At 41.5% G+C, this 22,995-nt stretch carries 20 protein-coding genes; 7 read left to right on the top strand and 13 right to left on the bottom strand.

All coding sequences use genetic code 11. From position 1 onward, the window contains the following. Positions 1-7: 7 nt before the first annotated feature. A complete protein-coding gene (locus tag BLR32_RS08880; protein ID WP_143011405.1) occupies positions 8-445 on the top strand; it encodes a MauE/DoxX family redox-associated membrane protein in 438 nt (145 codons plus the stop codon). Positions 446-487: 42 nt separating this feature from the next. Then, entirely contained in the window at positions 488-727 is a 240-nt protein-coding gene (locus tag BLR32_RS33730; protein WP_143011404.1) for a hypothetical protein, read from the top strand. A gap of 78 nt (positions 728-805) precedes the next feature. Here BLR32_RS33730 and BLR32_RS08875 read toward each other — a convergent pair whose 3' ends face one another. From BLR32_RS08875 to BLR32_RS08855, 5 genes are all read right to left on the bottom strand, one after another. Further along, entirely contained in the window at positions 806-2,242 is a 1,437-nt protein-coding gene (locus BLR32_RS08875; RefSeq protein WP_262487405.1) for a RagB/SusD family nutrient uptake outer membrane protein, read from the bottom strand. A 16-nt stretch (positions 2,243-2,258) separates the two neighbouring features. Continuing rightward, on the bottom strand, positions 2,259-5,501 hold the full coding sequence (locus BLR32_RS08870; RefSeq protein ID WP_089830749.1) for a SusC/RagA family TonB-linked outer membrane protein: 3,243 nt from the start codon (positions 5,499-5,501) through the stop codon (positions 2,259-2,261). 153 nt (positions 5,502-5,654) lie between these two features. Continuing rightward, positions 5,655-6,752, bottom strand: coding sequence for a FecR family protein (locus tag BLR32_RS08865; protein ID WP_089830747.1), 1,098 nt, complete (start codon positions 6,750-6,752; stop codon positions 5,655-5,657). 105 nt (positions 6,753-6,857) lie between these two features. Continuing rightward, complete coding sequence (locus tag BLR32_RS08860; protein WP_143011403.1) at positions 6,858-7,397, bottom strand: hypothetical protein; 540 nt, start codon at positions 7,395-7,397, stop codon at positions 6,858-6,860. Positions 7,398-7,518: 121 nt separating this feature from the next. Next, the gene (locus BLR32_RS08855) at positions 7,519-8,109 is read right to left on the bottom strand and encodes an RNA polymerase sigma factor (protein WP_089830743.1); all 591 of its coding nucleotides are present in this window, start codon (positions 8,107-8,109) and stop codon (positions 7,519-7,521) included. Between the two features lie 501 nt (positions 8,110-8,610). Between BLR32_RS08855 and BLR32_RS08845 the strand changes: the two genes are divergently transcribed. Both BLR32_RS08845 and BLR32_RS08840 read left to right on the top strand, forming a co-directional pair. Further along, complete coding sequence (locus BLR32_RS08845) at positions 8,611-9,081, top strand: TlpA family protein disulfide reductase (protein WP_089830739.1); 471 nt, start codon at positions 8,611-8,613, stop codon at positions 9,079-9,081. A gap of 169 nt (positions 9,082-9,250) precedes the next feature. After that, positions 9,251-9,499, top strand: coding sequence for a hypothetical protein (locus tag BLR32_RS08840; protein ID WP_089830737.1), 249 nt, complete (start codon positions 9,251-9,253; stop codon positions 9,497-9,499). 20 nt (positions 9,500-9,519) lie between these two features. Here the strand turns inward: BLR32_RS08840 and BLR32_RS34585 are convergent, their stop codons facing one another. The 6 genes from BLR32_RS34585 to BLR32_RS08810 form a co-directional block, all read right to left on the bottom strand. After that, a complete protein-coding gene (locus BLR32_RS34585; RefSeq protein WP_089830735.1) occupies positions 9,520-9,924 on the bottom strand; it encodes a helix-turn-helix domain-containing protein in 405 nt (134 codons plus the stop codon). A gap of 15 nt (positions 9,925-9,939) precedes the next feature. Beyond that, positions 9,940-11,226 (bottom strand): thioredoxin family protein, encoded by a 1,287-nt coding sequence (locus tag BLR32_RS08830; protein ID WP_089830733.1) that lies wholly within the window; start codon positions 11,224-11,226, stop codon positions 9,940-9,942. A gap of 84 nt (positions 11,227-11,310) precedes the next feature. Continuing rightward, positions 11,311-12,792: a RagB/SusD family nutrient uptake outer membrane protein gene (locus BLR32_RS08825; RefSeq protein WP_089830731.1), complete on the bottom strand. Its 1,482-nt coding sequence runs from the start codon at positions 12,790-12,792 to the stop codon at positions 11,311-11,313. Between the two features lie 24 nt (positions 12,793-12,816). Then, the gene (locus tag BLR32_RS08820; RefSeq protein ID WP_176842210.1) at positions 12,817-16,095 is read right to left on the bottom strand and encodes a SusC/RagA family TonB-linked outer membrane protein; all 3,279 of its coding nucleotides are present in this window, start codon (positions 16,093-16,095) and stop codon (positions 12,817-12,819) included. 224 nt (positions 16,096-16,319) lie between these two features. After that, the gene (locus BLR32_RS08815) at positions 16,320-17,465 is read right to left on the bottom strand and encodes a FecR family protein (RefSeq protein WP_089830727.1); all 1,146 of its coding nucleotides are present in this window, start codon (positions 17,463-17,465) and stop codon (positions 16,320-16,322) included. Between the two features lie 127 nt (positions 17,466-17,592). Beyond that, positions 17,593-18,195, bottom strand: coding sequence for an RNA polymerase sigma factor (locus BLR32_RS08810; RefSeq protein ID WP_089830725.1), 603 nt, complete (start codon positions 18,193-18,195; stop codon positions 17,593-17,595). Positions 18,196-18,818: 623 nt separating this feature from the next. Here BLR32_RS08810 and BLR32_RS08805 point away from each other — a divergent pair. Further along, positions 18,819-19,223, top strand: a complete 405-nt coding sequence (locus BLR32_RS08805; protein WP_218124166.1) for a hypothetical protein — start codon at positions 18,819-18,821, stop codon at positions 19,221-19,223. An 82-nt stretch (positions 19,224-19,305) separates the two neighbouring features. Then, positions 19,306-20,586: a Shedu immune nuclease family protein gene (locus tag BLR32_RS08800; RefSeq protein WP_089830721.1), complete on the top strand. Its 1,281-nt coding sequence runs from the start codon at positions 19,306-19,308 to the stop codon at positions 20,584-20,586. 23 nt (positions 20,587-20,609) lie between these two features. Here BLR32_RS08800 and BLR32_RS08795 read toward each other — a convergent pair whose 3' ends face one another. Both BLR32_RS08795 and BLR32_RS08790 read right to left on the bottom strand, forming a co-directional pair. After that, entirely contained in the window at positions 20,610-21,044 is a 435-nt protein-coding gene (locus tag BLR32_RS08795) for a hypothetical protein (protein ID WP_089830719.1), read from the bottom strand. 71 nt (positions 21,045-21,115) lie between these two features. Continuing rightward, entirely contained in the window at positions 21,116-21,481 is a 366-nt protein-coding gene (locus BLR32_RS08790; RefSeq protein ID WP_089830717.1) for a VOC family protein, read from the bottom strand. 211 nt (positions 21,482-21,692) lie between these two features. Between BLR32_RS08790 and BLR32_RS08785 the strand changes: the two genes are divergently transcribed. Then, the gene (locus BLR32_RS08785) at positions 21,693-22,961 is read left to right on the top strand and encodes a hypothetical protein (RefSeq protein WP_143011402.1); all 1,269 of its coding nucleotides are present in this window, start codon (positions 21,693-21,695) and stop codon (positions 22,959-22,961) included. Positions 22,962-22,995 lie beyond the last annotated feature (34 nt).

Genomic DNA, 22,995 nt, shown 5'->3' with positions numbered 1-22,995 from the left:
TATGATTATGAGCACAAGAACCCTAATTGCATGCATTTGCTATGCATTGTTTTTCCTGTTTGTATATGCAGCGTTAAACAAACTCATTTCATTTAATTATTATCTGTACGACCTGAAACGATCTCCATTGCTTCAGGCAGTTGCTTTACCCCTGGCTATTGCGGTTCCTGCTACGGAGCTACTGGTAGCTGCGCTGCTCATATCAAATAAAACGCAACGTTATGGACTTGCGGGATCAGTATTGTTAATGGCTATGTTTACCCTATACGTTATCTACGTGCTCGGTTTTACAAAAGAACGTCCCTGTACCTGCGGAGGGATAATCAGAGCGCTTACCTGGCCACAGCACCTGGCATTTAATGTTACCTTTTTGGTATTGGCGCTGCTTGCCTTAAAAATAAACTGCCGGAAGCCTGTTTTAAAGCACCATGCTAAGTTTGACTAACCCAAATCTCAAAATAATCTTTCACCCTTAAAACAAAATTTTATGAACAAGGCAAAATTAATCTTAGCACTAATTTTATTACTTGCTGCAGCTGGTGCAGCAATGGCTACAAAGGCACGCTCCTTCATCGGTTTTATCGCCAATGGCCCCTTTTATTATACGGTTTACGTTCCGTTTGATTGCCCTGAAGATGGCTGGGGCTGCGTTTATACGTCGTCAAACGGGCTTACCTATCAAGTATATACACTATCTGGAATCAGGTTTTTCCCGGTAAAACCTTAATCGCCTATTGTTAAGCAAGGCCGCTGCTCCCAAAAAACTGGAAACACAAGGCGGCCTTGCTTTATCATAACAACCAGTTCAATACCCGGGGTTTTGTTTTAACTGTTTATTAGCGGCCAATTCGCTGGCCGCTATGGGCCATAGCTGCATATCAGGTTTCCAGGTACCGCCTTTTGAGGCAGAGACAGCGGCCATCACCTCGTTGATATAGCCCGTCCGTTTTAAATCTAGCCATCGATGGCCTTCAGCAAAGAGTTCAACCCGCCTTTCCTTTAATATAACCCTAACAAGGTTAGGCAGGTTTAACGCGGTATTATGTGAATTGAGCGGTGTCAATCCGGCACGGGCGCGTATCATGTTAACATCAGAAAGCGCTTCCTTCATTTTGCCAAGATTAGCACGGGCTTCTGCCCTGATCAGGTATTGTTCGGCTAAACGGAACAATACTGTGTGTTCAGTGATGCCTGCCGCTTCCTTTACCTTGTACTTCCTGGCATAATGGTAAACTTCTGCATGTTGTGATAAAGTGTCTGTATATAAGCCTACCCATTTAAGCAAGCGCTGGTCTTTAGCTTCAAAAGCCGTAACCAGCTGATTGCTTAGAAAAGGCTTTCCAGAACCCACCGGCGATTCAGTAAGAATATAGTTATAGCCTTCAAAAGTATTGTTTGTGGTCTGGTTGTTATACGGGCCCGCAAGTGCCCAGATGGTTTCTTTAGATGTAATGGAAAACACGTCGTTTAACGGTACAAGCTGATAGGTTGATGTATTGCTAATCAGTAAACTGGCCATTGCTTCCGCTTCCGAATATTTGGCCTCATAAAGATAAACACGTGCCAGGAGTGCCTGTGCAACAGCCTTATTGGGCCGAAGCCTAAATTTTGATGGCTCAAAGCTTTTGGCATCAAGATAAAGAGGGCTTAAATCCCTGATGGCTGTTTTTAGATCGTCCTCTATCTGTGCATATACTTTGAGTTTAGATGTTCGGCTGCTATGTTGAATCTCCTTATAGTCGGTGGTTAATACCAATGGTACATCGCCCCATAAATTCACAAGGTAAAAGTACCAGTAGGCACGGATAAATCTTGCCTCGGCAATGAGCTGCTTTTTCACTGTCTCTGGAAGGATAGATGCATTGCCACACCGCATAATGACATCGTTTGAACGAAAAATATGGTCATAAGCTGAGGCCCAATAGCGGTAAATGGCACCGTTTGACTGTGCATCTACAGCATTGGTGTAGATTTGTTGTAGCTCATAATTCCACTTAGTAGCCCAGCCAAATTCGTCGGAAGAAAGACCTGTATAAAAACCGGTTGTGTAAGAAGACGTGTTACTATATGCCATAGAGGCGTATATACTTGTTAGTGTACCCAATGCAGTTTCTACATTGTTAAAAATAGCAGCAGGCCGGACGGAGCTTTCAGTTGAACCTGGTCCGTCTTTTTTGTAACATCCGCTAAAGCTGAGTAATAGGCTAATGAAAAGACAAGCAGTTCTTGATGTTTTACACATCCGCATAGTTTTAAGTTTATAGAGTTATTCTTAGGCCGGTACTAAATATGCGTAATGGCGGCAAATATGGCGTTATCCCGAATCGCTGTGTTTCGGGATCAAGACCTTTAAACCTGGTGATGGTGAGCAGATTTTCTGCGTTTGCATACAAGGTGAGTTGTTGAAGCCCAAATAATTTTTTCGAAAATACTGGCAATGTGTAGCTGAGATAAACATTTTTGAGCCTTATGTAGGAAGCGTCGACATGAACAGCATCACTTTGGTTCAGATAGGAGGTGGCATTAAGTGCGTCCATGTTGGTGGCCGAATATTGCTGGTTTGGCGCCAAGTTCCCCGGCTGTTGCCATCGGTTTAAAATAGAGGTAAATTGATTTGACCCTGAAAGCAGGAGATTACCGGCTGTAACCGCCCTGCTATTGTCATACCCAGGCTGCTTAACGTACTGTAGGTCTACACTTATTGAAAAACCGCCAAAACTGACAGTATTTGTTAGGTTTCCATAATAAACAGGATCGAACGAGAACGGGCGCTTGTCATGTTGGTCCAGAGATGGGTTTGCATCTAGTTGTACAAACTTGTAAATTCCTGTAGAAGAATCAACTCCATTATAACTAAACAGATTCTTTGAATTTATAGAAGCCCCTACAGAGAAACGGTCCCGGTACTTGGAACCCTCTAAACCAGGATATTTTACCAGCTTATTTTTCGGTACAGTAAGCGTAAAGCTGGTATTCCAATTGAAATTAGTTCTTTTGATGTTATCCAATTGTATAAACAACTCCAATCCTTTATTTTCTACCTGAACAGGTACATTGCCCAAAACTTCTGTTGCACCGGTAATGACAGAGAGTGGTATGACCACCAATTGGTTCCTCGTTTTGTTCCTGTATAGGCTGGCCTGCAAAAAAAACTTTTCAAAAAAGCACATTTCCAATGCTATCTCAAGTTTTTGCATAGTTTCCCAACCTGAAGCTTCGCTGGCCAGTTGCCGTGGCCTATATCCCTTGGCTCCGCCATAGCCGGTTGTAGGTATATAGCTAACGCGAAACGCGTCGTAAGGTAATTGGTCACTGCCTATAAAACCAAAACTGCCACGGACTTTCCCTAAGGTGAGAATAGAATCTAAACCGGCCATAAAGGGTTCTTTGGAAAATATCCATGCCGCTCCCATGGCCCAGAACTTACCCCAACGTTTGTCTGGGGTAAACTTACTACTTCCATCAATCCTGCCAGTAAAGTTGAAGATGTACCGGTTTTGCAAATTGTACCCCAGCCGGGCAAAGCCCCCTTGATAGTTATATTTGCTGGTAGCGAGATGAATGGTAACGGTATCAGCCATCGCAAGGTCATCAATGAGATCATCACTGGGGAAACCACTGGCAGACATAAAAGTTTGTTTATTGGTTACTTTCTGTATGGTAGCGCCCAGAAGTGCATCAAATTGATGATTTCCTTTGTTTAAGTGGTAACTTACCTGTGGTTCCGCTATCCAGGATTGTATGTTGTTTAGCCCAGTTTTATACATTCTTTGTTCGGCCTGCAATGTGTCTCTGGGCATCACAGAGCCGTAAGGTGTAATTGCCGTTTCGTCTAATAAAGTAGTATTGTACCCAAAAGTGCATTTTAACTTAAAATTCTGCGATAGGTTATAGTTCATCAGCATGCTGCCTCTTAAATAGGTAATGGTGGTGTTAGATAGCTGGTGAAGTGTACTAACAGGGTTCCAGTATTTTCCGTCCATCCAGTTCAAGTTACCTTTTGCATCATAAAATGGAACGTTAAAGGGGGCACCGTTAATGTTTTTGGCCGGGTCATTTTGCGGAAGATCATTAGAGGTGAAGGAAAAATTGGCATCCAGCTGCATGGTAAATTTTTTATCTTCCGATGCATGTGATAGATACCCCCTTAATGCCCTATTGGTAATTTCATAACTACCAGGGTAAACGGTGCTTTCCCTGTGGAATACGCCATCCAGAGAAAAGCGCGTCCGCTCTAAGCCTCCTGTCATTCCTGCATACACGTTTGTAATTTTGGCAACGCCGCCGATGAGCTGATCTTGCAGATTGCGGGTTGCCGTGGTATCCCAAATCCCCTTCAGATCATAGTCGGTGTCCTTTACTATGCTTCCGTCGTTTCGCAATGCCTCTCGTCTCATCATAAGGAACTGCGAAGCATCCAGAAAAGGTAGGTGTTTGGCTACTTTTCCTATTCCCTGATATATATCGAAGTGGTAGCGGGTGCTGTCCGGAAGGTTCTTTTTTGTGGTGATCAGAATGACACCGTTGGCGCCCCTGGATCCATAGATCGCAGTAGCATCGGCGTCTCTCAGGACTTCAATGCGGTCGATAAATGCTGTGGGTAACCCGGCAGTTGGGCTGAACCCGCCTGCTGCATTAATGGTTTGCGTAACCGGGAGGTCCGTTTGCGGCAGGTTATCAATAATAATCAAGGGTGCCGTTCCATTTATGAGGCTATTGCGACCACGGACTATTATGTCCAGTACCGCGCCGGCGAGGCCACTTGTTTGCATAACAAAAAGCCCCGGAACTTTGCCACTAAGCGCGGCAAATGGGTCGGCCACAGGATGCCTAAGCAGCAATTCGCCTTTAACAAGGCCGACACTGCCAGTATTTAATTCTGGAGAGGTGCTGTAGTAGCCTTTGGATATGACGTCGTTTAATAAGGTATTGGCAGGAGTAAGATTAATCCTCAATGTTTTAACACCATAGTAGGGAATGGTTTGGTTGTTATAACCAATGTAACTGATGTTAAGTTCCCCTTTATGGCGAACGTTATCGATTACGAAGTAGCCGCGGTTGTTCGTTACCGCACCTTTTTTGGGATAACCGGCTACTTGTACCGTTGCGCCAACTATAGGCTGTTCTTCCTGATCAGAGATGATGCCGGTTATACTTATTGTATGGCTGCTGTCTGCTGTTACTTTAACAGGAACGGAATCTGTAGCAACCCTGCGGTGCACAAAAATTGAACTGTCCTGAACTTTTGCATAGAAAGGCTGATTAGTGAAAATAACCTCAAGCACGCTAGATAAGTCTGCATTTTTCAACTTTACGGTAACTGGTTTGGCATCTTTTTGCCAATCATATGGTAGGCTGAAGGAATACGAGGTCTGCATTTGAATGCTAGTCATTACGTCGAGCAGCGGAGCACTACGCACATATAAGCGGCGGACCTGCTGCCCTTGTACATAGCACACAAATACGAAAAGAACAAGAAAAAGCGGAATGATTGTTTTCATTTTGATTTTTTTGGTTAGTTTTTAGCCAGTCGCTTTATGTTGATGTAAAAAAGAATGCTATGGTTGGTGGTATGACAATAAATACTACGCCCTCATCAATTAGGTTAATTAATGAGGGCGTTCAAGGGATAGTACCGTAGTTAAGTTCTTATGCTATTTTGCTACAATTTGTTTTCCGTCAAATTCCAATTTAAGGTTAGCGGATGCATTGAGCATCTTGAGTGCATTGGGCAGCGGTTCTGTTTTCCGGAACTGCGCAACTACACGCAGTTCATCCGGAATGCCGGAATCATCTACCGCAACATTGTACCACCTGCTAAGTTGCCTCAATGCATCTTTAATAGGTGTTTGGGAAAATGCAAATAGACCTTGTTTCCAGCCCACGGCTGCTAGGGTATCTATCCGGGAATATTTTTTAACGTTCTTTTGATCAAATACAACCTGCTCTGAAGCAGAAACTTTCAACTTATGTACATCATTACCTAAATTGGTTTCTACCTGTACAAGGCCCTCAGTAACGGTTGTTTTTACCTGTTCATTTTCGTAATTGCTTACATTAAAACGCGTGCCTAATACGCGGACCTTTTCGTTTCGAAGTGTAACAATAAATGGCTTTCCCGAATTCTTATGCACCACCAAAAAGGCTTCACCATTCACTTCAACATCTCTTTCTGATGGGTCGAACCGAAGATGTGTAGCCGCATTTGCCTGAACGGTGCTACCGTCGGGAAGCGTAAGATGGTATTCGCCCCCTTTCGGTGTAAAGAGCTCATGTTCGCCGGAAAGCGTGCCAGCTGCTCCATTATTAGAAAGGGTCAGGAAATTACCATCTCGTTTGGTAATCGTTCCGTCTTTAAAACCATATAGAAGACCATCTGCCGCATTATTGAGTTCTATGATTTTACCATTTGGCAACTTTAAAATAGCCTTGCCACTATCAACCAACCTGCTAATATGGGTGTTGATGGCCAGCTCGTTCTTGCGGTCCTGCTGCTTTAAAAAAAATAGCAGCCCCACTCCAGCGGTTGCAATAATTGCCGCCGCTGCTACGGTTTTCCGGATATAGACTTTGTACACCGGTTCCTTATCAAGCAAATAGGAATAGTTACTTTCAAGCTTGCCTAAAGCTTCTTCTAAGGACTCATTTTTTACCATATAATCATATAATGATTCTACTTCCGCAGCTTCCTGCGAAGTACAAGTGCCTTCACTGTACTTGGTGAATAACTGTTCGATAGTTTGTGTGCTCATTACCGTGAGATGATTGTTTGGATGATTTACAATGATGGTTGTAGAGGTTATCGTATATTAAGACGATTAACTTTGAAAAACTTGGTACGACTTTTTTAAAATTTATCAATTATTTTTTTCAGGCGCATTTGATGACCTAATTGACATTAGGCTGAACTTCATCCCCAACCGAACCAATTTTACAAAATTCTTCTCGGAAAGCATACCAGTAAACCGTAGTATAAAAGCGAAGAGGATGGTGATCATAGCCATTGTGCCAGCCAGTAAGATTGAAGCTGTGACCGGGCTAAGCCCCTGAACCTGCTTAAACAATACATGCCAGAATAAGAATAGGATAGCAAGCCAGATGACTGGTGCTAAAAAAAATATCAGCACTTTATTCTGTTTGGACTTGGCATCTATTAGTACATTAATGTCATCTGCCTGAGGTAAGCGATCTAACATAGTAGGCAGATCTGGCATGGTTGTGCCCCTAATAGTAATATTTAACCGTTTACAATTTCGAACCTTGTGATGACGCCGGCGGCGATTCCTTACAGGAGCATTAGGTGCATGCCTTGTTAGCCAGTGGCCTGCAGTATTGGATTTCTTTGATGGCGGGTTGCTTTCGTTGTTTTTAACAGTTGTTTTTTTCTTGCTTGTCATGTAGTATGTTTTGATGTTATTGCAATTGCCCAGAAGGCCCTACTACTATGACGGATAAATGAAATAATCTTGGTATCGAAACTTGTATTTTTTGCTAAAACTTACCAATACTGGGATAAAGCTACTTTATACTATTCAGTATGATGTATAAAATGGAGAGGTCCAAGCTTCTTCGGATCCTTGGACGTACGATATCCCTGGCAGCCCGTATAACTGACAGCACAGTACCTTCTGAGATGCCAAGCTCTTTGGCAATTTCACGATAGGACATGTTTTCTTCTACAAACATTGTTAAAACCTGCCGACGACGGGGCGTTAGGTTTGCAAACTCACCTTCGATAATACTTATCACTTCCTCCGTGAGGATGGGTTTGTCAGCGGAGAGGTGGCTGGTAACCATTTTTGTTCTCTGTTCTTCAAAATAAGCCTGCACATTTTTATTTTTTCTGGCAAGATCTATTATTTTATTTCTAACTGATTGATATAGATATGGTTTTATATTAATTGGTCCTGAATGCCCTCTAATGCCTTCCTGCCAGATATTTGTGAATATCTCCTGTACGATGTCTTTCGCTTCATGTTCAAGCTTCAAGATTTTATAGGCATAGCCGAACAATTTTTTATGGTAATTTTCATAAATGCTAGAAAATGTCTTGTTATCCAGTTTTACGACATGTTCATGCCTCTTGTTCCCCGAACTTTGCAATTCCATAAAGAAAGAATTTAATGGTTTAGAAATTTTAACTGCTTTACAGTTGACAATCTTAGCTAACGTTTCCCTTACACCACAAGTGTCATGATCTACGAGTAATATTTATAGAAATGGGCGAGGTGAAATTTACTTTAACAATAATTTAGCAAAGGCGGGTGGCATACTTGTGCCTTGCCGCATAGCGCCTATAGACTTTGCTAAAAGCGTTTCTGCCCAATAGTAGGAACGTCGATAGCAAGTAACTATCAGAATTTTTTGGTTAGGTTTCATTACCTGGGTTGGTTGGTTTACATTCTTGTACTCTCCAGGAGAAAATATTCGAATCGCGAATTTCGGGTGTATATACATAATTACCAATAAATTAACCACCGCTTAACAAAGCAATTGGTTGGTTATATGTGATATCGATTGCATAAGAAAGCGCATTAATCTTCTTCTTTCTCCTAATTAATACCTGTGCATCCTAAGAATGTTTATTGAAGAGGTAAGTAGCTTGCAGGTATGAAACGTTACTTGGGGATTTTGCTAATGGGAGTAGTATTAACCAACTGTGGAATTAAAGAGACTATACCTGATATTTCTCTTCAAATGCCAGACAGCACGAGCTATTTTAACATCGCGAGAATACCAAAGGGTAAACCGCTATTGCTAATTTATTACCAGCCGTATTGTGAGGCCTGCAGGGCAGAATGGAAAGATATTGCAGCCAATATGGAAAAATTAAAGGATGTACAGTTTTGCCTGATAACAGACCATCCCTACAATGATATGATGGCATTTTATAAGAATTACAATTTGGAACAATACCCAAACGTAATGGTGGGGAGAGACTCCGGTCACGTTTTTATGCGACGTTATAAGCCGAATGCAACGCCCTATAATGTATTTTTTGATAAGGGCAAACGATATCGTGGTGGTGGGACGACGGTGCTCAATTTTCATCAGCTGGACTCACTAATCAATAAATTATAGTTAGTCAATAACACACAAATTTGCTTTTTTCATAATCAATCGTCAAACAATGGGGGCCCTAATTCCTTTCCATTTTAACCAGATTTTTTTCGAAAAAAATAAAGGGGGTCGCTGAAAACCCTTTCGAACAGAGTAAGCGTGTCAATTTAACACACAAAACTTTTATTTTATGTCTAAAGCTAAAGCAATCTTGGCTACAGTTTTGTTCGCTGGTGGTATAGGTGCGATATTTGCTTTCAAAGCAAGAAACACTGATATCGTTTTTGTTCCTAGCACAACTGCTGCTACTACAGAATGTACTTCAATCAGAACTGGACTCACCATTGGTCAACCTCTGGAACAGGGTACATTTACTATTAAAGCTACCCTTAACTCAGCACAACCTTGTGGTGTACTGACAGTAAAACCAGGTGCTTGATTAAACTAAAGGGTCGGGGGCTACCCCGACCCTTTTTTCTGTCGCAGGTTTAGTTGTCTGAACTTTGCTGGCGAAAGCCCCTCCTTATTTGAAAACGCCCGTATAAAATGTCCCGGATCGCAGAATCCAAGTTCGTAGGCAATCCACTTTACAGCCATGCTGCTATGAGTAAGTAAACAAATAGCTTCCCTGTGCCTTCGCTCCTGAATCAATGCATTTAAGGTTAGGTTTCTGTGGAACTTCAAAATTGCATTTACCACTTTCAGACTGCATGATACTTGAGAACAATAGTAAAAGGCGCGACTGTGTGTTTTAAAATACTGGTCAACAAGTTGATCAATTTTTCGAACTAACAACAAATCAGGGGATATATATACCTCTCTCACGCTGTGATCGGGCGCTTTTTTAAATTCTGTTTCTAGCATTTTCCTCCAGTTTTACTACTTCCATATGGGTAATCCCTTTTCCATCCTGGAAATGATATCGCTATAGAATTTAATATTTTTATGATCATTTTTTTGCATTGCAATTTTTAAAGCCTTGTTTTCTATGCTAATCGCTCTGTCTCTGTCACCAGCCTTATACAGGATACTTGCGTAGGTATCCAGGTGACCGTGGCTCGTATTGTTTTCCATTTCATTAATCTGTTTCATAAAGTAGAGCGCTTTTTTCAATACCTTTGGATCATCAACATACTTGAAAACGACCTCATACATCATATTGTTCACTTCTACTCTGCCCATTAAGGTGGTATCCATACAATATTTTTCAAGCTTAATGAACGCCAATCTGGCACCCTCATTATAATCTTGGTGCTGGTAAGACCAATTGATCCTGGCGTCTAAAACAAGTCGCTTGGCAATTTGATGGTCGAAATCTTTGGCAATGCTTCGTTCAATGTTATTCCAATCAGGAGTGGATAATCCTGAAATCTGGTTATTGATGTAGTCCCGACTGATCACAAAATCTGTTAAGTTTCGGGAATACTTTGGCCAGCGTCCAAACCTTACATCTGCAATAGCTTGATGACTATAGATATACTGAATGATCTTATCGTTAAAATTGAAGAGTTTGATAAATGTCGAGTGAAAGCGGTCAGCTTCCTTATTCAATAAGGAATCTACCGGTAACGTGTCAACGTATCTTGCTTTATATACTTTAGCGACCTCGTTTGCTATGCTGTCATCTTTATTACTTTTAGCCCGGTAAGCCAATTCAAGCAACTGTGGTTTGTCAAGTTTATCTTCCTTAAATGCGGCTATTTCTGCTAGGTAATTACCTTGGGGATCAAGTGCTTTTTTCAGCAAAACAAGAAAATCATCAGCAGTATGGTATCCTCCTTCTCTGCCTGAATATTGGCCATCGGCAGTATAAAATAGAAAAGTGGGGAATGTAGGAGCATATTTAGCCCATTTGGCGGCATCCTGCCGCCAGCCTTTAACATAATCGTTATCTTTGTCAGTAGTATCCATTTGCACTCTGACATTGATGAAATTTGCATTCATGAAATGAGCTAGCTCTGGTTCTGTAAATACCTCCTTTTCTATTTTCAGGCAGGGCGGGCACCAGGTTGTAAAAAGATCTACAAAGATGGGTTTACCCGCAGCACTAGCCTCCGTCAACACTTCCCGCCAATTGCGGGCTTTGCTAAATTCTGTTCCTGAATCTTTCTGCGCGTGAACGACAACAGGGCTTAACAAGCATAATATCAAGACAATCTTTTTCATAAATTATTTTTAAATAATGGCGAGTAAGCTGCAGGGACAACCCGAAAAGTTGTCCCCTACATTTATTACACGACTAATGTGAGATTAATTATAGCCTGTGTTCTGGCTTAATTTGGTGTTAATTCTTATTTCATCGGATGGGACCGGATACCAGGCTTTGTAGGATTGCCATGCTACGCCACCTTTGAGCGGGGCAGCCGCAGACATTACAGCGTCTATCTGACCGCTTCGTTTGAGGTCAAACCACCTGTCGCCCCACTCACAAAACATTTCAACACGCCTTTCGTAATTTAAAGCGGTGAGGGCTGCTTCTTTAGACAAAGAAGTTGCCAATAGTTTCAACCGCTTATTTTCATCGGGTTCATTCGGGTCTATGGACCTTGCACGCAGGGTATTTAAATCAGCTATTGCATCTTGAGTTCTGCCCAGTTGCAGTCTAGCTTCAGCCCGGATAAGGTATTGTTCTCCAAGTCGCAAAATGATCATGTATTCTGATAGTGCATCACCACCTGTAGCCTTGTATTTTGCTGCATATGGATAGGGTTTATTGTTGTTATCTGTTACGCTGTTTACCCAAACATTTTTACGCTGATCACCAGTCTGAAATAGGTCAACCAATTTTTGAGACAGATAAATTGTGCGGTCAGTAACATCTGCTGGACCGCCAGGCCGCAAGATAAAAATATCACCAATGTCTGTGTTCGGGCTTCCCGCACGTACACCCGGAATGGACCAAATGGTTTCTTTGCTGTTTTTCAGGAATACCTGGTCTAACGGAATTGCTGAATATAACGCAGTTTTGTTAATTACTTCGGATGCTGCCAGTTCGGCGTTGACCCAATCCTTTTGATAAAGATACACCCTTGCTAACAGTGCAGATGCAGCAGACCGGTTAGGTTTTATTCTTTCCTCTTGCCCTGTTGGAAATGCAGTTGCCGCATCTGCCTGCAGATAGCTATCAGACAGCAGGTTTTGAGCTTGCTTTAAATCATCAATAATCTGCGCTACAACAAGGCTAGCCGGACTACGTGAAAGGCTATTATTTACGACATAATCTGTACTTAGGGCCAAGGGAACATCTCCATAGGAGTTGACTAAATAAAAATAGTAGAACGCCCGGAGAAAATGGGCCTCGCCCAGCAGGTGCTGCTTTACTGTTGATGTGACGCCATTCGATTTGTTCAGCCCCTCTATCGCAGAATTTACACTAAAGATGTATGGATAGATTTGTAGCCAGAATTTAGTAGTACCGTCATTGGTAGCCAGTAACGCATTTTGATAATACGTTACATAGTCGGTCTTATCATTATTGAATAATACCAGGTTGTCTGCTGATAACTCGGCATACAGACTGATATCCCTAAGAAAAAAGGAGTTTGACATCTGGGTGTAGATACCGATCATTGCGGCAGCTGCTGTTGAACCGTACGCATATACATTTCCCTCGTTTACATTTGTTGGCGGCGGCTCTACCTCAACAAACTTTTTACATCCATGCAGGGGAAATAAACAGAATAGCAATACAGCCATTATTGCATTTCTGCTACATTTATATATAGTGTTCATGATTTTCGATTTATTATATTACAGTTAAAAAGTTAATTGTGTTCCCAATGTAATCATCCTTAACGGGCCCAGCGCCCCTTGGCTTCTGGTTTCAGGATCTAAGCCGCCAAAAAAGTTTGTAAACGTCAGTAGATTCTGTCCCTGCACATAGAAACGCACATTTGTAATATGAGCTTTCTTCAATAGGTTGCTATTCAAAGAATAAGAAAGGGACACATTTTTCAGGCGCAGATAGGTTGCATCACTATATGCTTCAGTGCTGCTACTTGCCAGTATGCTCGGGAACAAAACTTCAATAAAATTAGACGAGACCTTTTGTATCTGAGCGCCATCATCGCCGGGCTTATGCCAGCGATTCAAGACGATACTTGGTTGGTTGGTATTAAACGACGTTCCAGGGAAGTTTCCAAATCTTGAAGATGCAGCTGCTTTCTGGCTCGCAAACTGGAAAAAAATATCCAGGTCAAATCCCTTATAACTAAATGTATTACTAAAACCACCATACCATTTGGGATCAAGATTAATCAATGCTGTTTTATCAACCGGATCGCTAGGAGAAGAGGTCAGTTCACCTTTAGCATTGGTGAACTGGTATAAACCTGTTTGCGGATTGACGCCTGAATAGACAAACACCTTTCTTATTCTTATTGATTCCCCGATTACATAGGCATTTCTGTCACTGCTTGTTTCTAATCCATCATAGCGTATCAGCTTATTTTTTGGAATGGTAATGTTTGCTGATCCTCTCCAGCGGAAGTTATTTCCCCTAATAGGTTCATAATCGAGCGTAAACTCCCAGCCCGTATTCTGTACTGTCGCAGGAAGGTTTCTGGGAACTTCGCCGAAGCCTGTTACTATAGTCAGATTTTGGCTTAACAGTTGATTAGAAGATCTGTTACGAAAATAATTTGCACTGACCATTATTCGGTTGTCGATAATTCCAAAATCCAACCCCATATTGAGCTTTCGGGTTTCTTCCCATTGTAGATATGCGTTAGATAAACCACGTGGCACCAAGCCCGTTGTACCTAGTATCGGCAGGTCGACGCCGTAATTATCATAAAGGCTATAGAACGCGTAATCCCCTATCTGGTCGTTACCGGTAGTACCATAGCTTGCTCTTAGTTTTCCGAAGTTCAGCACTGGGAAATGCTCTTTAATGAAATGCTCTTCTGAAAACAACCAGGCTCCGCCAACTGAATAGAAGTTATGAAAAAGGTTTTTAGAACCAAATCGGCTGCTGCCGTCTCTTCTCGCTGCTAGGTTGATGATATAACGGTCGTTATATCTGTAGTTCAACCGGCCAAAAATGGCACTATACCGGTAAGTTGCCTGTATTGATTGATTGACGCTTTTTATTCCAGCGGCATTATAATCAGCAAGAAGTGCATCACTGGCATAATCGCCTCCTGTCAGTGCCAAAAGATAACTTCCTGTTTCCTGAAATGTACTTCCAACCAGTGCGTCTATAGAACCAAATGAATAGGATTTCCTGAACGTCAATTGCGGTTCGATAATCCAGGTTTCTATGCTTTTGTCTGAGTACAGGGCAGAATTTCTAATAGGCAATACATCAGGTTTTGCAGCTGCAGTCGGGTTTATGGTCAATTCATCTGATGTGAGACGATTATATCCAAAGCTAGATTTCAGGGCTAGTCCAGGGATTAGTTCATAAGAGATGGTTGAATTTCCAACCAGATTTCTGCTTTTGATACTATATCTCCTCAAGGCACCTGCTGCCGGGTTTTGGAACGTGTTAACATTCGGTCTTGTTGGATCAGGTGACCAGTTTAATGTTCCATCTGGATTATACAAATCCGGGGCATTGGGGGCGAGTGTCGCCGATACGTTGGAAAAATCGACATTTGGAAGCTGGTTGTTCCCTTGCAAGTAACTTCCAGACAAGAAAAAATTGAATTTCTTATTTGGTGAAATGTTGTTGATATTGAAGCGAACCGATGTTTTAACATCTGAGAAGTTACCGGCGAAGACAGGCGTTTCGCGGATATATGCTGCTCCTGCTAGAAATTGAGTTCCTTCAGAGCCCCCTGATACAGAAGCCTGCAAATTTTGAAATTGCGCTGTGTTCCCAACCAATTCTTTTCTCCAATTTACATTTCGACTGGTATCCCAAACCCCGTTCACATCATAGTCTGTAATGCCCGGAGTCGTTTTGCCGATCTGGAATGCTTCATGCCGCATTGCAAGATATTCAGGTCCTGAAAGCATATCAGGTGTCTTTGCTACTTTGCCCCAGCCGGTTTGCAGGTTCAAATCTACTTTGGTCTGCCCGGCTTTACCTTTTTTGGTGGTAATCAGTATTGCGCCATTGGCTGCACGGGAACCGTAGATAGCCGTCGCATCAGCGTCTTTAAGTACTTCAATGCTTTCAATATCGGCTGGATTAATGAAACTCAAATTGCTATAGGAGTTTGGACTCATCACCAATGCTGTATTCTGGGAAGAAATTGTATTTGGCTGATAAGGCACACCATCTATCACATAGAAGGGGAGATTCCCGTTTCTTAAGCTGTTCTGTCCCTGGACAGTTACGCTAATAGCTGATCCAGGCACCCCTGAATTTTGTTGGATAAATAGACCTGGTACGCGTCCTTGCAAAGCGAGTAATGGATTTCCTACAGGCTGTTTTGCAATGGTTTCACCACTTATTGTACCTATATTGCTCGTAGAAAATCTTTTTTCTACTTCGCCGTAGGCAATTACCTGAACTTCCTTTAGCGCAGCATTTACCTCCAATAATACTATTGGTGAAACCAGGTTACTTTTATAGTTGACCTGCCTGGTTTCACGGCCTATCATCGTTATAACCAATGTGCCGTTTGCCGGAGCACCGATTATCTTAAACCGGCCATTGGCATCTGTCACAGCACCAAGGCTGCCATCCTTAACAGAAACGGTTGCCCCGACCAATGGCTTACCATCTTTGTCGGTAACTTGCCCAGTTATTTCTCCATCCTTTTCTGTTGTTACTGAAGAGGTGGAAGCCCTTTCCACTTCTTTATGCGTAATCTTAATTACTTTTCCAACAATCTTATAATTGAATGGCTGGTTAGAGAATAGGTTTTGTAAAGTTTCTTCGATAGTAGCATTTTTGAGGTTTAGTGTAACAGGTTTTGCGTATTTAACCTCGGCCCCGTCCATACTATAGCCGTAGCCGGTTTGCATTTGGATGGAACGTAAAACTTTTGTTATAGGAGCGTCTTTGAAATTGAGCGTAACCTGTTGTGCTAAGGCCAGTGCCGACGCCTGAAACGTGATAAGGAATATAAGTATCAATTTCATTACCCTGGTACATTGATGTATTGAATATCGGCATTTTCGCATAATTATGCGCATAGCACTGGCTGTATGAATTAAATAATTCATATGTTTGGAGTTTAGTTGTTGGTTGGTTAGTATTTAGCTGTCTTAAACGGTAAAATAACTGCAAACAACTTTTGCCGATCCTGATGCAACAGGGTCGGTTTGTTTTTATATATGTTATCTACCAAATTTTGGTTGTTGTATTATCGTCCCCTTTTTCGTACGTATTCTAGCCTCCTTTCGTTATTGATTTTATATTCATAGTCATCACTAAATTGTATAGCATCTAAAACCTGTGCTAAAGTAAGCTTGCGAGACAATACTGCCTGCAGTTCAACATTGGGCAAAGTTTGATAGTTAACCTCAATATTGTACCACCTGGCAATTTGCTGCATGGCTTCCTTTATAGGGGTTTTTGTGAAAATAAACATTCCATCTATCCATGCTATTTCATCAGAGGCTATGACATCCTTTACATTAAATCCGCGTGATATAAGCTCGGCTTGTTGCCCCGGGTTTAATGGTTGGCTTGCGCCTGTAGAGGGTTGGGTTAATTTTACGCGGCCTTGCGTAAGTGTAGTTTTCGTGGGCTGGTGCGGGTATGCGCTTACATTAAAGTGGGTACCAAGAACGGCAACCTGTTGGTCGGCCGTATTTACCCTGAAGGGATGGTTAGGGTTGTGCGCTACTTCGAAATAAGCTTCACCTATAAGGGTTACCTCTCTTGTACTGCCTGCAAAACGGGATGGGAATTTAATTTGGGTTAAGGCATTTAATATAACTATAGTACCATCGGGCAATTGCAGTTTATACTGCCCCCCGGTTGGTGTATTGATGGTGTTAAAACTGTTTGTTTCTCCGTTGCCCCTTTCCGTTTTGCGGTTTTGATATTTATAAGTAACAACACCTGTAGCGGTGTCATTTGAGATCAGTACGCCCAAAGCCGGGTCGATGGCAATCGTGTCGTTCTGGGCGTTTAAACTGATCTTTTTACCGTTTGCCAGGGTGAGTGTTGCCTTGTTGCCACCCGGCAGAATTTCTTGAGCTGTTAAAGGTTTAAAATTTGTCTTATTGTTATGATTAATATAAAACCAGGTAATACCCCCAATAACAATTAATGCTGCCGCAGCATAACGAACTACTGCCAATAACTTAACAGCAGGCTTATGCTTTACACCGATCCCTTTCCAGATGCGGCTACGTGTACCTTGCAGGTCGGTCAATTCTGACTTGCCAGTTGCATTAGCCATATACTGGTTAAACCAGGCTTCAACTACCGCAGCTTCTTCAGGGCTGCATTCGCCTTTGCTGTACCTCTCTAGCAGTAATGTAAATTCGTTGTCAGTCATTTCTTAAAAACTATGGGGTGATGTAAATAGATACACGAATGGGGACATGAAAAGTGGTACTCTATGTTAAATTTATTTTAAATCTGTTTAACATGGTATTAACTTATACAGAAAATAATTGGATGGGTTACAGGCTGCGATTGAGCCAAACAAGTAGAATGATGATGTTGAGCCAAAACTTGCGACCTAAGCGGTTACGTAGCTTATGAATGCCTCGGTAGAGTTGCTTTTTTACGGATTCTTCGGTGATGTTGAGTTCTTCGGCAATTTCTACATTGCTCATGAACCTTTTCTTGCTCATTTCATAGATCTTGCGCATTTGGGGAGGCAGGCTACTGATCTCTTCTTCGATTAACCGTTCCAGTTCGTTGTAATTTACTTGGTTGTCGGTATCGTAAACGCCTTTCTCATAGTATTCGCGGAAGCTGGAAATAACTTCTTCCTTACGTTTACCACGCCGGAAAAGATCAATCATAGTACTACGCAGCGATTCGTACAAGTAGGGTACTAAAGATTGCTTTGCATGAACACTGGGCAGCTTTTGAAATAGCTTCATAAATACTTCCTGCACCACATCCTCGGCCTCTTCTTTGGTATCGAGCCGTTTTTTAGCAAAAAGATACAGTTTTAACCAGTGGCGGTTGTAGAATTCTTCAAAGGCATGCGTATCGTTCTGAACCACCAATTCGGAAAGCTGAATATCGTTATATTGTTTATACCGTGAACTCATTTGAAATGCACCCTCGTAGTGTTGATCGCAAACATTACAACTTATTTTTATATTTTAACTCTAAGTTATAAAGTTTATTGTTGATTTACAACAATTGCATAGTTAAAATAATTATGGGGATATCAATAAGATAATAGCGGTATTGCACTCTTTTGCAAATCTCAAGGAATCTGTTGACTAAAAAGACAACTGAAAAGTTAATGCGTTGTTAATGCAGCCTTTTTTGAGCTATTGGCGAGGTTAGTTAGCGATTTATTGCTTTTATGGATGATTACGCTCTAATCATATTTTAAAAGCAAGACCGGCCTGTTGCCTTTTTGTTGAAAAATATGGTCCTGTACTAAATAAAGTCTTGCATCTATGACACATGTATAGATGGATGCATTGTCCAGAGTTGTAGGGGGTAGCAACTCTTGTAAGTGGTGTACAACGCTTACTATTTTTCACCTATTAATTTTTTGTTTGTATGACTGTTGTTTTCGCCAAGGGCGATTATAGTGTTTCATTCACTGTATCGCCGCTACTGCCTATTTGCTGGATGGTATTGCATTTGTTGGCATCCTGAGCATGCCCAAGGCGAAGCTGCCAGCTTCGCCTTGGTTATTTTTTTTAATACGGTTGCAATGCGACGACTGGTAGGCATTTATACTGCTGAATTGGTTATATTGCGTGTGATAACACTTATTTGCCCCAATTTAATTTTAAACATTATGGAAAAGCAAGAATTATATGTAGCCATATGGAAGAAGGCTTTACCGGATATGCTAGCGATGTTGGAAATATTTCCTCATCATGGCGCTATTGAATTTCCTTCAAATGATTTTTTTATGGTTGGTGACAGGCAGGATTACAGCTTTAACCTGCAGATTGACAATGGGAAGGTTGTTAAAATCAGCAATTCAACTGTTGCCAGAGACCTGGCCGATGTATTTACCTCGGATGTTAAGGCGATGATTTTTGCCTATGATAAGAAGATTGTGATTAAACTGAATAAGAACTTTACGCTGCATTTATCTGCAGAACGATGACCTATCAATTTTTAGAACAAAACGGATGATAGTATATTATATTTCTTAAATTCATAGTAATTATTCATTAATCTCATAAAGTATGGCTAAAGTTCAGGCCCAGATTAAGCCGGAAGAATACCGCAAGGCTAGTCAGGCTACAAAGGAAGTTTATTTCTTCAAAGATTCTGAAAATAACATCGATCAAAAATCTCGGGAGATATTTTTAAAAGAAGATAAGGAAATACATTATCCGACTCCATACAAGGGTAAAGCTAAGTATACAAATATTCAAAAGTTCACTTATATAGGATTCAATAAAAAACCACCCGTTGGTGTATATAAGGTATTCACGTTTGGATATGGGTTTACCAAAACGCTACGTCCGGTTAGCGATTTTTTAGACGCTCTGAAGATTTCAGAGGTGTTTGTAGAAAAAGGTGGCAAAGTGGATATTGATTTAAAAAAGGGTATTGTTTATTTGAATGAAGAAAAGCTAACCGAATGGAATACAGCATTCTCCAGTTTGAATGATAAGCAGAAAACGGAAAGGGAAAGGGCCAGCCAGCAGTACATGCATGAGGCTTTTCCCACTAAGATTACAGCGCCCGCTAAGACTTATACTTCGGGAACGTTGGCAGCTACCTTGCTGGATTGGGGGAATTCGCTGTCGGAGTTCAGTGATGCAGACAAGCAGTCAATAAAAGAGTTGTTTGAAAAGCTAACGTTATTGCCAGATTTTTTTACCGATACGAGTCTTGCGAAAACGAAAGAGATTATTGATAATAAATTTATCCAGGCGGCGCTCGACGATTTTGATAAGCTTTATTCGATTACCAGCGACACCAAGGGGCTTGAAAAGAAATGGCAGGCATTCCTCAAGCAGCACAGCTGGATATTTTCTACGCTTTTTGCTCAACCAGTCATTTTGCATGAGGATGAGGCTTATGTTGGGGGAAACACCATCAGCAACAAGGGTGGCAAGTTTAATGATTTCCTTATTAGGGGTGGATTGAGTACTAATGTGTCCTTCGTGGAGATTAAGACACATTTGGCTGAGTTGGTATTATCAACGGCCTATAGAGGTGATAATGTGTTTGCGGCAAGCAAGGAGCTGACTGGCTGCATCGGCCAGGTGCTCAATCAGCGGGATATCTTTCAGAAAAGCTATTTTACTGTGATGCAGGGCAATACGGATGTACAAACGTTCAATCCGAAAGCGCTCGTACTGATAGGCAATTTTTCTACTCTTAGTGCAAAACAAAGAGGTGCGTTTGAGCTTTTCCGGAACAACAGTAAAGATGTTGAGATTTTAACTTTTGATGAACTGCGCCTTAAAATTCAAAGTTTGTTGACCATTATGACAGGAAAAGCAAAAAGCTAATTTATTGCTTCCTGCAGCGTTCATTACCAAATGATATCTTCTGTGTATTCTCGCTCCCTGTATTCTGGAAAGTCTTTCATCTTTTCAAACTGCCTACTTTGAACATCCAAACTCCATATTGCGGAATATTCTGTCCAGGGGTCTGTCAGAATCAATATGCTGTTTGGGCTGTCTAATTTCATTTGATGTGCATTGTTGAACGACAAAGGTATTACTTCACCGTTGTCCCAAAGCACAAACTGGTCAGTACCTGCCATTATTGCCCATTGGTTTTGCGAGTCTACAATGCCGCAGGTGGGATCTCCGTAAAACCAGCCGAGTGCGTAGGCACGCTTTTTTCCTTTGTCCATCAGAAAACCTTTTTCATGCTGGTGAACCAGTGCTAGAACTTCTGCTTCTGCGACCATCCGGTACTGATCTATTTGTAGTAGTTCGAATAGTTCCTGTTCCGTTTCCATCTATTTTTTTTATAAGGATACGAAAGTCTTTTTTGCTGCGGCTTTGACTCGCATACTATCTCTACCTTCCTCTAAGTCCATTCCTGAATGATGATGCCTAGCTGCTTATCCATTAATGCAAACTCTTTTGCACCCCAGGGCCTAAGGGTTATTGTTTTTAGGCTGGGGTGTAAGTATTCGGGATGGGATGTAGACACTTTATTGTATACTTCTTCTATGTTTAGGGTCACAAGCCGGAACTCGGGGTGGTGCTCTTGTGCCAATGCTGCGTCTTGAAATAGATTTATACGTAATCCTTCTTTCTTCAGTACACAGAAGGGCTTGGGCGACTGCAGCTCTTTATGGGAGATTTTAAACTGCAGACAGTCCACAAATAGCCTCAGACCGTCTTTAATGTCGGGATAGAATATGTTTGGTACAAGGGTGGTGAAGTGCATAGATAGCCATTTTCTTATTGAAGTTACGCGATTTTTCTCTGAGTGGCTTCGGCTTGGCTTTCTATTGACCCACCGTTATGCTCAGTTCTCCATTATCGTCTCTATAACTTATCGTTTGTCAGCCTCTCTGTCATGTTTTGGAGCTCTTGCCGGCAGAAATAATTTGCCGTGCCTACGGCAAGCCCTATATTTGAATGCAAAATCATATACCGTGAGCGAATTACATATAGAGCAAGTCGGTGAGCTATTCGTGACTATTGAAGGGTTCTACTTCTTATCTAAGCAAAATCTCCTTGAGTTTGATTTTATTGTTATTGATCTTCACGAATTAATTAAAGAGGTCAACGATAGCTGGCCGGGTGATGTCGAGCCGCGATTTACACAATTGAAAGAGTTTGCCAAGCGGAAGGACATACCTATAGTATTCTTTTGCACGCGCAACCATAGCAGATTCTTTCTCGATGCCGGGACTATGCAAACAAGTTTATTCAAATATCTCGACATAGAAGTCGATGAAATTGAAACGGAAGGCAGGAAAATTGAAATTAGCCCCAATACTCAGTTTGCAAACTTCGTTTCCCGTTACTCAACCGAATTTGAATATCTGGTCGGCTTCATATCGCATCCGGGTATCTCTATAGGTAATGCCAAATCTAAAAATGCGTCAGTAGGATTTTATACAAAAGACTATGTATTCCTACCGTCATTGACTGAGGGTACCAATATGGATGAAGAAGATTTCTTAAATGATCTCTATCAGATTTGCCGCAGCATTAGAAAGGGTGATGAAATCGCTATTGTTCCAGATTGGGCCGACAAGTTCTTACTTCCCGGTGAAGCACATGAAAGAGATACCTTAAACCAAATTGAATCTGATATTGAGCAATTAATTCAGAAAAGAGAAGAAAGCAAAAACAGACTAGCGACATTTCTACCGCTTAAACAACTATGGACAGGCACTGGTTTCACCTTGGAACGATCTGCTAGACTGGTCTTTGAAGAACTTGGTTTCACCATTTTACCTGCCGAGCCGAATCGGGATGACATTATCATGTCCCGTAACGAGCAAATTGTAATTGTTGAAGTTAAAGGGCTTACCAAATCAGCCGGTGAAAAAAATGCTGGTCAGCTGGAAAAATGGTTAGGTACTTATTTATCAGATAAAGGCATCATAGCCAAGGGAATACTTTTAGTAAATGCTTTCAGAGAGTTTCCTTTAGACGAACGTACACAGGCTGCCTTTCCCGATCAAATGATACCCTACGCAACACGAAGGGATCAATGCTTGCTCACAACAGTACAACTTTGTTCCCTGCTTTTGCACTGTCGGGCCTACCCGGATGAAAAAGATGCTATAATAGAAGAACTGCTTACGACAGTGGGCCTCTACAATAAGTTTAGTAATTGGGGCAATTTTATAACATGTACTAAGAAAGTTAAATCAGTAAAGAAAGCCAGCAAAAAGAAGCTTGCTGAATAGATTCTTAGGTATACGATGATGATCTGTTTTAGAT

This window comes from Chitinophaga filiformis (genome assembly GCF_900102545.1).
Taxonomy (GTDB): Bacteria; Bacteroidota; Bacteroidia; order Chitinophagales; family Chitinophagaceae; genus Chitinophaga; species Chitinophaga filiformis.
The sequence above is the reverse complement of the archived record's forward strand: the minus strand, read 5'-3'. Positions and strand labels throughout refer to the sequence as shown.

Coding starts and splice junctions, on each gene's coding strand:
- BLR32_RS08880 (WP_143011405.1), top strand. CDS start 8: ATGAGCACAAGAACCCTAATTGCATGCATTTGCTATGCATTGTTTTTC.
- BLR32_RS33730 (WP_143011404.1), top strand. CDS start 488: ATGAACAAGGCAAAATTAATCTTAGCACTAATTTTATTACTTGCTGCA.
- BLR32_RS08875 (WP_262487405.1), bottom strand. CDS start 2,242: ATGTGTAAAACATCAAGAACTGCTTGTCTTTTCATTAGCCTATTACTC.
- BLR32_RS08870 (WP_089830749.1), bottom strand. CDS start 5,501: ATGAAAACAATCATTCCGCTTTTTCTTGTTCTTTTCGTATTTGTGTGC.
- BLR32_RS08865 (WP_089830747.1), bottom strand. CDS start 6,752: ATGAGCACACAAACTATCGAACAGTTATTCACCAAGTACAGTGAAGGC.
- BLR32_RS08860 (WP_143011403.1), bottom strand. CDS start 7,397: ATGACAAGCAAGAAAAAAACAACTGTTAAAAACAACGAAAGCAACCCG.
- BLR32_RS08855 (WP_089830743.1), bottom strand. CDS start 8,109: ATGGAATTGCAAAGTTCGGGGAACAAGAGGCATGAACATGTCGTAAAA.
- BLR32_RS08845 (WP_089830739.1), top strand. CDS start 8,611: ATGAAACGTTACTTGGGGATTTTGCTAATGGGAGTAGTATTAACCAAC.
- BLR32_RS08840 (WP_089830737.1), top strand. CDS start 9,251: ATGTCTAAAGCTAAAGCAATCTTGGCTACAGTTTTGTTCGCTGGTGGT.
- BLR32_RS34585 (WP_089830735.1), bottom strand. CDS start 9,924: ATGCTAGAAACAGAATTTAAAAAAGCGCCCGATCACAGCGTGAGAGAG.
- BLR32_RS08830 (WP_089830733.1), bottom strand. CDS start 11,226: ATGAAAAAGATTGTCTTGATATTATGCTTGTTAAGCCCTGTTGTCGTT.
- BLR32_RS08825 (WP_089830731.1), bottom strand. CDS start 12,792: ATGAACACTATATATAAATGTAGCAGAAATGCAATAATGGCTGTATTG.
- BLR32_RS08820 (WP_176842210.1), bottom strand. CDS start 16,095: ATGAAATTGATACTTATATTCCTTATCACGTTTCAGGCGTCGGCACTG.
- BLR32_RS08815 (WP_089830727.1), bottom strand. CDS start 17,465: ATGACTGACAACGAATTTACATTACTGCTAGAGAGGTACAGCAAAGGC.
- BLR32_RS08810 (WP_089830725.1), bottom strand. CDS start 18,195: ATGAGTTCACGGTATAAACAATATAACGATATTCAGCTTTCCGAATTG.
- BLR32_RS08805 (WP_218124166.1), top strand. CDS start 18,819: ATGCGACGACTGGTAGGCATTTATACTGCTGAATTGGTTATATTGCGT.
- BLR32_RS08800 (WP_089830721.1), top strand. CDS start 19,306: ATGGCTAAAGTTCAGGCCCAGATTAAGCCGGAAGAATACCGCAAGGCT.
- BLR32_RS08795 (WP_089830719.1), bottom strand. CDS start 21,044: ATGGAAACGGAACAGGAACTATTCGAACTACTACAAATAGATCAGTAC.
- BLR32_RS08790 (WP_089830717.1), bottom strand. CDS start 21,481: ATGCACTTCACCACCCTTGTACCAAACATATTCTATCCCGACATTAAA.